A 12917-nucleotide genomic window follows, 5' to 3' on the forward strand; every position below is an offset into this window, starting at 1 on the left:
TGCAAACCAACATACGGAAACCTCATGCAAACAGAAGTAGAACTCAAAATTCTCAACCCCAAAATGGCCGACCAACTGCCCGCCTACGCCACACCCGGCTCGGCCGGCTTGGATTTACGCGCCTGTATCGACGAAGCCGTAGTCTTGCAACCCGGCGAAACCTTTTTAGTACCAACCGGTTTGGCCATCCACTTGGACAACCCCGCCTATGCCGCCGTTTTACTGCCACGCTCAGGCCTAGGACATAAACACGGCATCGTATTAGGCAATCTGGTCGGCTTAATCGATTCGGATTATCAGGGCGAACTGAAAGTATCGGTATGGAACCGTAGCCAAGAAGCGTTTACCATCCAACCATTGGAACGGATTGCGCAAATGGTGATTGTGCCCGTGATTCAGGCGGCCTTTAAAGTGGTCGATGAATTTGCTGCCAGCGAACGCGGTGAAGGCGGATTCGGCAGCACCGGCAAGGCTTAATTTATCTAATTCATATTGGCATGTGATTAAGCCGTCTGAAATAGATAGGCCGTCTGAAATAGATAGGCCGTCTGAAAAGGTTTCAGACGGCCTTGTTTTATTAAACACACCTTTAAACTATCCATTCACAAAACCATACCATTGAAAACTTTAGTTCTATTCATTCACACCGGAGGCCGTCTGAAATTATTTCTGACAATGCGCACAATAAAACGTCCCGCGCTGGCCAATGGTTTCTTTCTGAATCAGGCTGCCGCACTTCACACAAGGTTGGTTATGCCTGCCGTAAACCGTGTATTCCTGTTGGAAATAACCGCTGTTGCCCTCGCTATCGACAAAATCGCGCAAGGTACTGCCCCCTGCGGCAATGGCACGCTTTAAAACCGACCGTATAATTTCCACCAATTCGGCGCATTCTTGGCGGGTAATCTGATTGGCAGGCCGTTTGGGGGAAATACCCGCTTGAAACAGACTTTCATTGGCATAAATATTACCCACGCCGACCACCACCGCATTGTCCATTAACGCCGTTTTAATCGCCCGTTTTTGCTTATGCAGCTTATCGTATAAATAATCGGCATTAAACTCGGCTTCCAGCGGTTCCGGCCCGAGCGAAGCCAATAGCGGATGATGTTCCGCCGCACCCGCAAACCACAATATCATGCCGAAACGGCGCGGGTCGTGATAGCGCAATAAGGTGCCGTCTTCAAACATAATATCCGCATGATCATGTTTATCCGGATGGGCGGCTTTAGGATGTTCCGGATGAAAAACACGCAAGCTGCCCGACATACCCAGATGAATCAGCAACACGCCCGTTTTAAAATGAATCAACAGATATTTGGCACGGCGGGTACAGTTTAAAACCCGCTCCCCCTGCAAGGTTTCCGCCAAATCCGACGGCACGGGAAAGCGCAATTTAGGCTGGCGGACAACCACTTCCGCCACGGTTTTCCCCTCTATATGCGGGCTGATACCGCGCAGGGTCGTTTCAACTTCGGGCAATTCGGGCATAACGGGCTTTCGATAAACAGACAAACAGCGTTTATTGTATAACAAAGCCGGATACCAAACCCAATAACTATCAGGCTTTTATCAACAAACAAGCCGTCTGAATCTTTCAGACGGCTTGTGATTCATACCAAGCTCAAACCTTATTGCCAAACCAATAAAGCATGATTGCGTTTACCGCGGCGGATAATGGTGTATTTACCAAAACGTTTGAAATCATCGGTAATCAAATAAGCATCATCCGGTTTTTCAGGGGCATGATCCGCATTGTTTTTAACCGCTGCTTTGCCGTTTAACATAACCGCCCCGCTATTGAGAAAACCACGGGCTTCTTTATTTGATGCGGCCAAACCCGCACGCACCAATGTTTCCACCACATTCGGATTGCCCGACACTTCAAAAGCCGGCAGGCCGTCTAACGCCAACTGGCCGAAATCGGCTTCGGTTAGGCTGCTTTGGTCTTCGGCAAACAGGTTTTCCGAAATCCGTTGCGCCGCTTCCAATGCCGCTTCACCGTGAATCAGGCGGGTCATTTCTTCGGCAAGAATACGCTGCGCCTCCGGTTTGGTGCCGCTGGCTTTGTCTTTCGCCTCGATGGCATCAATGTCTTCCACGCTCAGGAAGGTGAAGTATTTCATAAACTTATACACATCGGCATCGGCCACTTTCAGCCAGAACTGATAAAACTGATAAGGCGATGTTTTCTCTGCACTCAGCCAAACCGCTCCGCCTTCGGTTTTGCCAAACTTAGTGCCGTCCGCTTTGGTCACCAATGGCAAAGTCAGGCCGTAAGCCGTTACCTTATTCAGACGGCGGCATAAATCGATACCGCCGGTAATATTGCCCCATTGGTCGGAACCGCCGATTTGCAAAACCGTACCGTGGCGGTTATTCAACTCGGCAAAGTCATAGCCTTGTAATAAAGCATAGGCAAATTCGGTAAACGAAATGCCGACATCATCGCGCTCGATACGCTGTTTGACCGATTCTTTGTTTAACATCGCGTTCACTGAAAAATGTTTACCGATGTCGCGCAAAAAATCCAAGCAGTTCATGCCGCCGAACCAATCATAGTTATTCGCCATAATAGCGGCATTTTCGCCTTCGAAACTTAAAAAAGGCTTCAATTGATTACGGATTTTTTCCACCCAGCCGGCAACGGTTTCCGCCGTATTCAGGCTGCGTTCCACCGCTTTAAAACTCGGGTCGCCAATCATGCCCGTGGCACCGCCCACCAAAGCCACAGGCGTATGCCCTGCCTGCTGAAAACGGCGCAATGCCAGCACCGGCAACAGATGGCCGATATGCAAACTGTCGGCAGTGGGGTCGAAACCGCAATAGAGAGAGATTTTCTGTTCGTTGAGTAAGGTATCTAAGGCTTCGGCATCGGTTGTTTGCGCAATAAGCCCGCGGGATTGTAGATCTTGAATGACTGATTTCATTGAATGTCCGTTGTATTTTGTCGGCCTTTTAAGCGGCTCGACAGGTATTTAAATCATGCTGAAAATGTAGGGTAATGTATCAAAACTATTTATATTTGTGTATCCAAAATAAATCAGATACGGCAATAGATTGATTTCAAAATATTTAAACCGGCCATACCAGCCGGTTCAAATGTTTATACATTATACTTTTCTATAAAACAAATGCGGTTGGGGCAGCTATTTTAATAAAGGCTGCTTGGCTGTGTAAAGCTGCGCCAACACTTTACCACCATAAGGATTGAGATGGTCGAGATCAGAATATATCGGTTTATTATCGTAAATAAAATCTTTTGGTAACACAGCCATAGTATCAACAATATAGACATTATCATACCGTGCCGCTATTTCTTTTATTTTGCTGTTTCCCGCCTGATATGTCGCATCGTTTACCCGTAACCGGATGGGTTCCAAACCCAACCGAACCCGGCGGATATAACTTTCCAGCCCCGGATATTGAATAGTCGGTGTGTCAGTAAATAAATATACTGCTTCTTTATCAGACCACTGCTGCAAAGTATTTTCTAATTTATTAAAAAAATCATAATCATATGCCTGACTTAAAGGAGCAACAGGAATTTGTGATCCCCATCTCATCGCCAGCATAATAATCGGATATTCTTGGCTATGTTCGCGCCCATACTGGTTTTGCAAACGGCACGATTGACTGCTGCGATAAACTTCAGAATCATAATTATCAACATAAGCACAGGTATCCGCCGTAATCAAAGTAGCAGACCACCCTTCTTGCTTACCGATATAATCAATAAATGTTTTGTAATGATCGGCATGAGAATCACCCAGCATCAATACTTTCGGCTTTTGTGCCGAATCACCCCATACACATTTTTTATTAAAATGATTATGGCATGAAGTATGTGAACGGGTCAGCCCTTCCTGATAATATTGCCGCATCAGCCAGCTTTGATTAAGCTGTGAAAAGACCGTGAGCACCAATGCTGCCGGAACAGCATAAAAGAATAAGACATTTTTCCATAAAGAAAGCTTGTTTTTACGAAATGGCTGCTCTACCCACCGGTAAGTAAGAAAAGACAATACCAACATTAATACTCCCAATGCCGCAATCCAATGATTGGGAATATGTTTGTTTTCACTCAAGTGGCGTGCAAAAACCAAAACAGGCCAATGCCACAAATATAATGAATAAGAAATAAGGCCGATATAAATAACTGGCTGATAAGAAAAATAGCGCTTAAACCGATGATCAAATTGATTAAAATAAAGAAGCAAAGCGGTTGCCGCACAGGGTATTAAACCAGCAACACCCGGAAAAAAAGGGGTTTCGGGTGTATAAAATATAAAACAACCCATCAAAACCAAAATAGCAATCAAGCTGATGAAACCGGCATAACGGTTGCCTGGGACATAACCCCGCTCATGGGCATAGCTAAAATAGACAGCGGTAAGCGATCCTAAAATCATTTCAAAAGCCCTTAAATGGGGTAGATAATATTTATCCAAACCGTGCGAGGGCAAAAAAGAGGCTGCGAGGCTCAAGATAATAGCAAGCGATAAGAAAATAAATTGAGTACGCCATGCCCTACGAACCAACAACAATAAAAATAAAGGAAACAGAAAATAATATTGCTCTTCAACCGATAAAGACCAAATATGCAATAAAGGCTTTTCTTCTTGCACAGGATCAAAATACCCTTGCCCAAGTGCTTGATAAAGATTAGCTGAAAATAAAATAGAAGCCAGCGTCATTTTTCCCAATAAATAATAATCATCGGGAGGAAACAGAAAAGCAGAAGCCACCACAACACTTAGCAACACCACAAAAAAAACTGGCAAAATACGTTTTATTCTGCGTGTGTAGAATTTGTGAAACGTAAACGTACCCGCACTCATTTCACGATGCATGATTAAGGTAATCAAAAAACCGGAAATCACAAAAAAAATATCAACACCTAAAAAACCGCCTGACAACCAATTTTTATTAAAGTGGAAAATTATTACAGATAATACGGCAATAGCACGCAAAGTATCGATATCAGAACGATATTGTAGGGATTTACTCATTATGATAAATAATCGAAATAAATAACGAAATTTGGATTGAATAATGACTATGAAGTTTTATAAAAGGCTAAAATTTTTATAAAAAAAATATACCCAATTGATTAATTTAAAAATTAATAAACTCATTTTTATTAATTATCAAAATTAAAAATATTCTTTTTCATAACAGTAAATACCGATATAAATTCAATCTTATTGATAAAACAAAGGCCGAGACCTTTGCAAAAACCCTAAAAATCCCTTAAATTCTTCACCAAAGATATTTAAGGGATTTCTCATGAGTACGTTCTTTCAGCAAACCGCCCAAGCCATGATTGCCAAACACATTGACCGCTTTCCTTTATTAAAGCTCGAACAGGTAATTGATTGGCAGCCGGTAGAGCAGTATCTGAATCGTCAGAAAACCCGTTATATCCGAGACCACCGCGGCCGTCCCGCCTATCCCTTATTGGCTATGTTTAAAGCCGTTTTACTCGGCCAATGGCACAGTCTTTCCGACCTCGAACTCGAACACAGTCTTATTACCCGTATTGATTTCAACCTGTTTTGTCATTTTGACGAGATGAATATTCCCGATCACAGTACCCTTTGCCGTTACCGCAACTGGCTGGCACAAGACAATACCTTGGCCGAACTGTTGGATTTGATTAACCGCCAACTGACTGAGAAAGGCTTAAAGGTAGAGAAGGCACAGGCTGCCGTTATTGATGCGACGATTATTCAGACGGCCGGCAGTAAACAACGTCAGTCCATAGAGGTTGATAGCGAAGGAGAGATAACCGGTCAAACCACACCGAGCAAAGATAAAGATGCCCGTTGGGTGAAGAAGAACGGTCATCATCAATTAGGCTATAAGCAGCACACCCGTACCGATGCGGAAGGTTACATTGAGAAGCTGCATATTACAGCGGGCAATGCCCATGAGTGCAAACATCTGTTGCCTTTATTGGCAGGCATTGCCAAAGAGACAACGGTCTATGCGGATAAAGGTTATGACAGTGCGGAAAACAGAAAGTATCTGGAAGAATATAAACTGAAAGACGGCATTATGAGTAAATCCCATCGCAACCGTCCGCTGACGGAAGCGCAAACCCGCCGCAACAAACATTTATCGAAAACCCGTTATGTAGTGGAACAGAGTTTCGGTACGCTGCACCGTAAATTCCGCTATGCCCGGGCAGCCTACTTCGGGCTGGATAAAGTAGCGGCGCAAAGTCATCTGAAAGCGATATGTTTGAACCTGTTGAAGGCGGCCAACAGGCTACGTGCGCCTATTGCTGCCTAAAAGGCAGCCGGATGCCTATTAATTAGGCATCTGAGGAGTAATAAAGGGGATATTGCGGTCAAAAACAGCCGAAATCCTGTGTTTGGAGTTCGGCTGTCGGGTGAAGGACTATTTCGCAAAGGTCTCAGGCCGTCTGAAAACATTTCAGACGGCCTTTATTAATATGGAGGCAACAAACTAACGGCGCACTAACCGATAGTAAACTTCTCCATCACGAATATAACCCAAATCAACCCGTGCAATCTCGGCAATAGCGTCTTCACCTTCTGCCAAGTCGTCGACTTCGGCCTGCAAGGCGTTATTGCGCAAGGTAAGCGATTGGTTTTTTTGTTCCTGCTCTGCCACTTGATCTTCCAAACGCCACATATCGCGCCAGCCGCCTTTAGAAAGCCAGAGGCTATATTGAAACCACACTATCGCGGCAATTAAAACCAAAGTGACCCACTTCATCAGGATTACCTACCTTATTTGCCTAATTGATAGAAAGCGGCTTTGCCGGGGTAATACGCGGCTTCTGCCAACTCTTCTTCAATCCGCAGCAATTGGTTGTATTTAGCCATACGATCGGAACGGCTCAACGAACCGGTTTTAATCTGCATACAGTTGGTAGCAACGGCCAAATCGGCAATGGTGCTGTCTTCGGTTTCGCCGGAACGGTGACTCATAATGCTGGTATAGCGGTTGCGTTTGGCCAATTCAACGGCTTTCAATGTTTCGCTTAAGGTACCGATTTGATTCACTTTAACCAATAAAGCATTGGCAATACCCTGCTCGATGCCTTCTGCCAAAATTTTAGGATTGGTTACAAACAAATCATCGCCAACCAATTGCACTTTGCCGCCCAGTTTTTCAGTGAGGTGTTTCCAACCGGCCAAATCGTTTTCATCCATACCGTCTTCAATAGAGATAATCGGATAAGCATCCACCAATTTAGCCAGATAATCGGCAAATTCTTCGCTGGTTAAAGCCAAGCCTTCTGCGCTCAGATGATATTTGCCGTCTTTATAAAATTCGCTGGAAGCGCAATCCAAAGCAAACACAACATCTTCGCCAACCGTGTAACCTGCGGCTGCAACGGCTTCCTGCATCAATTGCAAAGCTTCTTCATGGCTGTTGAGGTTGGGCGCAAAACCGCCTTCGTCACCCACCGTAGTCGGGAACCCTTTGCTATCGCATAATTTTTTCAAAGCGTGGAACACTTCGGCACCGCAACGCAATGCTTCGCGGAAGCTTTTCGCGCCAACCGGCATAATCATAAATTCTTGGATATCCAAGCTGTTGTTGGCATGTGCGCCGCCATTAATCACGTTCATCATCGGCACGGGCATCGCCATCGGGCCGGCACCACCCAAATAACGGTAAAGCGGCAAACCTGCATCTTCGGCAGCGGCACGGGCAACCGCCATGGATACGGCTAAGGTAGCATTGGCACCCAAACGGCCTTTATTATCCGTACCGTCCAGTTCAATCATCACTTGGTCGATATAGCTTTGTTCGGAGGCATCCAAGCCGATCAGCGCTTGGGCGATTTCATTGTTGACATGTTCCACCGCCTGCAAAACACCTTTGCCCAAATAGCGGCTTTTATCGCCGTCACGCAGTTCCAACGCTTCTTTTTGGCCGGTGGAAGCACCGGAAGGTACGGCGGCACGCCCCATCACGCCGGACTCTAACAACACATCACACTCAACGGTGGGGTTGCCGCGTGAATCCAGAATTTCTCGGGCAAAAATATCAACAATCGCGCTCATGGAAATCTCCTGATTTTTTTAATAAATAAATTGAATGGAAACAATATTCAGACGGCCCAAGAAGCCGAGAACAAACATTATCCGTATATAACAACCTGTCGGTGCGGATTATATCGTTTCAGGCCGTCTGAAACGAGTATTTTCCCGACAAATCATGAAAAGTTTGCCAAAATAAAATATGGCTTAACAGATGCAGCAGCACAATCATGCCCTACTTAAAGCACCATCGTACTTTTAAACTGTATTCTAGAATCTACACACAAAATCTTATTATTCGCTTGAAAAGGCCGTCTGAAAATACAATGCTTTCAGACGGCCTTTTTTTATCATTTAACGGTGATAATTCGGTGCTTCTTTGGTAATTTGTACATCGTGAACATGCGATTCGCTCATACCGGCCGAAGTGATTTCCACAAATTTGGCTTTCTCGTGCATTTCGGCAATGGTGGCACAACCCAAATAACCCATACTTGAGCGCAAGCCGCCCATTAATTGGTGGATAATCTGAACAATCGGCCCTTTGTACGGTACACGGCCTTCAATACCTTCGGGTACATATTTATCGGCATTGTCTTCTTTATCTTGGAAATAACGGTCGGACGAACCTTGACTCATCGCGCCCAACGAACCCATGCCGCGATAAGACTTATACGAACGGCCTTGATACAGTTCGATTTCACCCGGCGCTTCTTCCGTACCGGCAAACATACCGCCCAGCATCACACAGGAAGCCCCTGCCGCCAATGCTTTGGCAATATCGCCTGAAAAACGGATACCGCCGTCTGCAATCATCGGCACGCCCGTGCCTTTCAAAGCTTCCGATACATTGTGAATCGCAGTCAATTGCGGTACACCGACACCGGCCACAATACGGGTCGTACAAATAGAGCCCGGGCCAATACCCACTTTCACTGCATCCGCACCGGCCGCTACTAAATCACGCGCTGCCTGTGCCGTCGCAATATTACCGCCGATTACCTGAACTTGCGGGAAGTTTTGTTTTACCCAACGAACGCGGTCCAACACGCCTTGGCTGTGACCGTGGGCGGTATCTACCACCAATACATCCACACCGGCTTCAACCAATGCTTTCACCCGTTCATCGGTATCCGCACCGACACCCACGGCGGCACCGACACGTAAACGGCCGTCTGAATCTTTATTGGCATTTGGGAATTCTGTGGTTTTCAGAATATCTTTAACCGTAATCAAGCCTTTTAATTCCCAAGCATCGTTAACCACCAAGACACGTTCGACTTTATGCTCGTGCATCACGTCGCGGGCATCGTCGATACTGGTACCTTCCGGCACAGTCACCAAGCGGTCGCGGGGGGTCATAATGGCGGAAACCGGCTGATCCAAGCGTTTTTCAAAACGCAAATCGCGGTTGGTTACCAAGCCGACCACTTTGCCGTTGTCCACCACAGGCAAACCGGACATTTTACGTTTGCGCTTCGACAGCATTTCCACCAGTTCGCGAATCAACATTTCCGGCGCAATGGTCACCGGATCTTTCACAATGCCGCTCTCATGGCGTTTTACCTTCGCCACAGCGCCGGCTTGCTTTTCTATCGACATATTCTTATGAATAATACCGATACCGCCTTCCTGAGCCATTGAAATGGCCAGCTTGGCTTCGGTTACAGTATCCATAGCGGCAGAAAGCAGGGGAATGTTTAATGTGATTTCGCGTGTGAGCGGGGTTTTGAGTTTAACGTCTCGCGGCAGCACTTGGGAATGTGCAGGAACCAGCAAAACATCGTCAAAAGTATAAGCTTTTTCTACGATACGCATAATGCTTGGGCTTTCAATGTGTGCAAGATGCACGGCATTGTACCAAAATCAGCCGCAGCTTAACAGCCGTCACCACCTTATTCCATGTATTTTTTCACGTCTATAAATGTAAAAATCTATACTTAAAAATAAACCGTATCACCGCCTAAAACACCATTAAATTTTATGCCTTCTGAAAATATCAAACCAACTATTCAACCCAACTACTCGCTATATAACCAATCTCATATATTTTTATTAAGATAAAAAGGTTTAGCTTTTATTCGTTGCAACAATGCAAAAATAGTGATTAACGAATCACGAAAATTCTATCCGCATCATGACACTTACTTAATTTAACAGTACAATACAAGCCATCTCTAAAAATATAAATCGAAAGAATAATATTATGCACATTACCCGCGTTGTCCAAGCCATACTCATATCCGGCATGCTTATATCCGCAAGTTTTGCAACCGCCCAAGTCTACACATGGAAAGGGCAAAGCGGCAGCAATAATTATTCTGATGTTCCTTTAAATTTAAAACCCACTAACTCAGGTGTTGTCAATATACGCACCCGCACCGTTACCCAACCAACTCTTGTACAACAAGAAGCCGAACCTGGCTCTTTGGCGGATAAACAAAAAGAACTCAACGATGCTATTTCAGCAGAAAATAAAAAAGTTGAAGAACAAAATAAAAAAGTAGACGAACAAAACCGCCAGCAAAAAGAAGAAAACTGTAAGATTGCCCGTATGAACCGGCAATTTGCCGAAACCGCTCGAATTGCAAACCGTGAGGCCTTTATTGCCCGCTATGATGAAGATGTTGCCAAATTCTGTAGCAATTAACCATTATTGAATTGCAATTTCTTTCTATTAAACTTCATATTTAAAATGAATAAAGGACGGATTTTATGCCGTCCTTTTTTCTATATCTGTTTGGCTGCCACTTCATTTAAATCACTATATCAATCACCAGTTTTGCAAAAAAACCAATAAGCCTACCCCAACCTTATTCATTCTTTTTATTTTTATTATCATTTTTCAGACGGCCTACCTCATTAGTATTCATTAAAAAATCCCCAAATAGCTCGAACTATTTGGGGATTGAATTAATCACCTAAATCAAATTAAGCATGCTTGCCTTTAAACGCAGACATCAAGGCGAAGAATACCAGCGGGAAAGCAACGGCCACAATCCACCAGCCGATAGCACCGGTAATCAATGCTTGTGCCAAGAAACCGGCCTGAATTACATAGTAAGTCATCGGAATCAGTGTTTTACGCAATACTTCACCTTCACGGTTCAGCAAGCCGACTACGGCAGCAGCCGCTACCACGTTATGTACGGAAATCATATTACCGGCCGCACCGCCAATCGCTTGGGCTGCCACAACGATAGAAGACAGATCCGCATTCAAACCGATTTGTTGCGCAGTTGAGAACTGGAAGTAAGAGAACATCATATTACTAATGGTATTCGAACCCGCAATAAACGCACCCAAAGCACCAATCCACGGCGACACATTCGGCCAGAAGCTTTCAAAGGCTAAAGCGGCATTTTGCGCCAACACCATAGGCATAGACGGCAATGCATTCAATGCTTCCATATCGGCAGATTGCGAGTTAATAAACACTTGAACCATCGGCACGGCGAAGAACAACGCCGGTGCTGCGGCAATCAATGTTTTACCGGCATCACCCCAACCGCGTTTGAAGTTTTTCATATCCATTTTGAAAATGAAAATACAAGCGATTGAAACCAAAATCAGAATCGTACCGGGTGAGTAACCGAATTGTACTTTACTAGATATTTGAGTACCGAACAGATTCACCAATTTAATCGTGGTCATGTCACCAACCAAAAATGCTTTCAGCGGGGCGATAATACGAGTTAACACTAACAACACAATCACAATCACATAAGGTGAAAACGCACGGAATACAGAGAAAGTAGGCTGCTTGTCATCATCACTGTTGTCGGCTTTCAGCGTACCGGTCCATAACGGATCCCATTTATTGCTTGCCGGGAAATCAAAAACCTCTTTCGGCATAAACAAGCCGCGTCTGGCAGCAGGAACCACCAACAACAAGCCGATAAAACCGCCCACTAAAGAAGGGAATTCCGGACCTAAGAAACGGGCAACCAAGAAATAAGGCACAGTAAATGCAATACCTGCAAACAAAGCAAATTTCCAAGCTTTCAAGCCTTCGGCAAACGAACGTTTTTCACCGAAAAAGCGAGTCAGCATACCGCTCAGAATCAAGGGAATCAAGAAGCCGATTAAGGCATGCAATAAGCCTACATTACCGGTAATTTGCAACAGATATTGCTCCACCGTAGCAGGAGCAATGGTACTGGCTACATCGGCTTTATTGCTGATACCTGTATTCACACCCAACAGTAACGGTGTACCTACCGCACCGAATGATACGGGCGTAGATTGAATGACCAATACCGACATTACCGCGGCCATCGCAGGGAAGCCCAAAGCTAAAAGCAATGGTGCCACAACGGCAGACGGTGTACCGAAACCGGACGAACCTTCAATTAACGAACCGAACAACCATGCGGCAATAATCACTTGCACACGGCGGTCGGGTGAAATATCGGTAAAGCCCCGACGGATAGACTTCAAGGCACCGCTTTCTTTCAAGGTATTCAGCATCAGAATTGCACCGAATACAATATACAAGATGGTTAATGCAACAATCACACCATTAACCGTAGCTGCAGCCACGGTAGGCAATGCCGCATTCCAAGCAAACAAAGCCAACAATGCCGTGACCACATAGGCGGCCAACATCGAGACTTTGGCAGGCAGACGCATGACGACCAACAGTATAAATACCGTCAGAATCGGCAACAGCGCCAAAAAAGTATTAAGCAAACTCATTAAATCCTCCTAAGTAAGATGAGTTATTTGGTTGGCCGATGAAAGGTTGAAAACACCCCCTACCCGTTGTACCGCTATCCGATGTTAGTCGTCTTGTGTGCAAAACGAATGTCACTGGAGCAACGTTGATAATGCGGGTAAAAAATATCCTGTAAGCCCTGTATCTGCCGTTTCTTATCAAATGTTTCGTTCTAT

The 12917-nt window shown here is 45.1% G+C and carries 10 protein-coding genes; 3 read left to right on the forward strand and 7 right to left on the reverse strand.

The genetic code is table 11. The features are described 5' to 3' along the window. The first annotated feature begins 24 nt into the window (after nucleotides 1–24). Nucleotides 25–477 (forward strand): dUTP diphosphatase, encoded by a 453-nt coding sequence (gene dut, locus D0T92_RS11180; RefSeq protein ID WP_151052888.1) that lies wholly within the window; start codon nucleotides 25–27, stop codon nucleotides 475–477. 186 nt (nucleotides 478–663) lie between these two features. Here dut and mutM read toward each other — a convergent pair whose 3' ends face one another. From mutM to D0T92_RS11195, 3 genes are all read right to left on the reverse strand, one after another. Next, nucleotides 664–1491: a bifunctional DNA-formamidopyrimidine glycosylase/DNA-(apurinic or apyrimidinic site) lyase gene (gene mutM / locus D0T92_RS11185; RefSeq protein ID WP_151052889.1), complete on the reverse strand. Its 828-nt coding sequence runs from the start codon at nucleotides 1489–1491 to the stop codon at nucleotides 664–666. A gap of 140 nt (nucleotides 1492–1631) precedes the next feature. Beyond that, a complete protein-coding gene (tyrS, locus tag D0T92_RS11190) occupies nucleotides 1632–2930 on the reverse strand; it encodes a tyrosine--tRNA ligase (RefSeq protein ID WP_151052890.1) in 1299 nt (432 codons plus the stop codon). 219 nt (nucleotides 2931–3149) lie between these two features. After that, entirely contained in the window at nucleotides 3150–5012 is a 1863-nt protein-coding gene (locus D0T92_RS11195; protein WP_151052891.1) for an acyltransferase family protein, read from the reverse strand. Between the two features lie 277 nt (nucleotides 5013–5289). Between D0T92_RS11195 and D0T92_RS11200 the strand changes: the two genes are divergently transcribed. Continuing rightward, nucleotides 5290–6297 (forward strand): IS5 family transposase, encoded by a 1008-nt coding sequence (locus D0T92_RS11200; RefSeq protein WP_151052892.1) that lies wholly within the window; start codon nucleotides 5290–5292, stop codon nucleotides 6295–6297. Between the two features lie 177 nt (nucleotides 6298–6474). Here the strand turns inward: D0T92_RS11200 and ftsB are convergent, their stop codons facing one another. The 3 genes from ftsB to guaB form a co-directional block, all read right to left on the reverse strand. Beyond that, a complete protein-coding gene (gene ftsB / locus D0T92_RS11205; RefSeq protein WP_151052893.1) occupies nucleotides 6475–6747 on the reverse strand; it encodes a cell division protein FtsB in 273 nt (90 codons plus the stop codon). Between the two features lie 14 nt (nucleotides 6748–6761). Beyond that, a complete protein-coding gene (eno, locus tag D0T92_RS11210) occupies nucleotides 6762–8048 on the reverse strand; it encodes a phosphopyruvate hydratase (protein ID WP_151052894.1) in 1287 nt (428 codons plus the stop codon). A 330-nt stretch (nucleotides 8049–8378) separates the two neighbouring features. Next, nucleotides 8379–9842 carry an IMP dehydrogenase gene (guaB, locus tag D0T92_RS11215; protein ID WP_151052895.1) on the reverse strand — a complete coding sequence of 488 codons (1464 nt, stop codon included), beginning with the start codon at nucleotides 9840–9842 and terminating at the stop codon, nucleotides 8379–8381. A gap of 430 nt (nucleotides 9843–10272) precedes the next feature. Here guaB and D0T92_RS11220 point away from each other — a divergent pair, with 430 nt between their 5' ends. Further along, nucleotides 10273–10674 (forward strand): DUF4124 domain-containing protein, encoded by a 402-nt coding sequence (locus tag D0T92_RS11220; protein WP_404821677.1) that lies wholly within the window; start codon nucleotides 10273–10275, stop codon nucleotides 10672–10674. Nucleotides 10675–10955: 281 nt separating this feature from the next. Here the strand turns inward: D0T92_RS11220 and D0T92_RS11225 are convergent, their stop codons facing one another. Continuing rightward, nucleotides 10956–12722, reverse strand: coding sequence for an L-lactate permease (locus D0T92_RS11225; RefSeq protein ID WP_151052897.1), 1767 nt, complete (start codon nucleotides 12720–12722; stop codon nucleotides 10956–10958). Between the last annotated feature and the right edge of the window lie 195 nt (nucleotides 12723–12917).

Origin of the sequence: Neisseria zalophi, assembly GCF_008807015.1 — a bacterium.
GTDB lineage: Bacteria > Pseudomonadota > Gammaproteobacteria > Burkholderiales > Neisseriaceae > Neisseria > Neisseria zalophi.

Bases quoted from the DNA above. Each gene is read 5' to 3' on its own strand.
- dut (WP_151052888.1), top strand. From the start codon at position 25: ATGCAAACAGAAGTAGAACTCAAAATTCTCAACCCCAAAATGGCCGAC.
- guaB (WP_151052895.1), bottom strand. From the start codon at position 9,842: ATGCGTATCGTAGAAAAAGCTTATACTTTTGACGATGTTTTGCTGGTT.
- D0T92_RS11200 (WP_151052892.1), top strand. From the start codon at position 5,290: ATGAGTACGTTCTTTCAGCAAACCGCCCAAGCCATGATTGCCAAACAC.
- D0T92_RS11225 (WP_151052897.1), bottom strand. From the start codon at position 12,722: ATGAGTTTGCTTAATACTTTTTTGGCGCTGTTGCCGATTCTGACGGTA.
- tyrS (WP_151052890.1), bottom strand. From the start codon at position 2,930: ATGAAATCAGTCATTCAAGATCTACAATCCCGCGGGCTTATTGCGCAA.
- ftsB (WP_151052893.1), bottom strand. From the start codon at position 6,747: ATGAAGTGGGTCACTTTGGTTTTAATTGCCGCGATAGTGTGGTTTCAA.
- D0T92_RS11220 (WP_404821677.1), top strand. From the start codon at position 10,273: ATGCTTATATCCGCAAGTTTTGCAACCGCCCAAGTCTACACATGGAAA.
- mutM (WP_151052889.1), bottom strand. From the start codon at position 1,491: ATGCCCGAATTGCCCGAAGTTGAAACGACCCTGCGCGGTATCAGCCCG.
- D0T92_RS11195 (WP_151052891.1), bottom strand. From the start codon at position 5,012: ATGAGTAAATCCCTACAATATCGTTCTGATATCGATACTTTGCGTGCT.
- eno (WP_151052894.1), bottom strand. From the start codon at position 8,048: ATGAGCGCGATTGTTGATATTTTTGCCCGAGAAATTCTGGATTCACGC.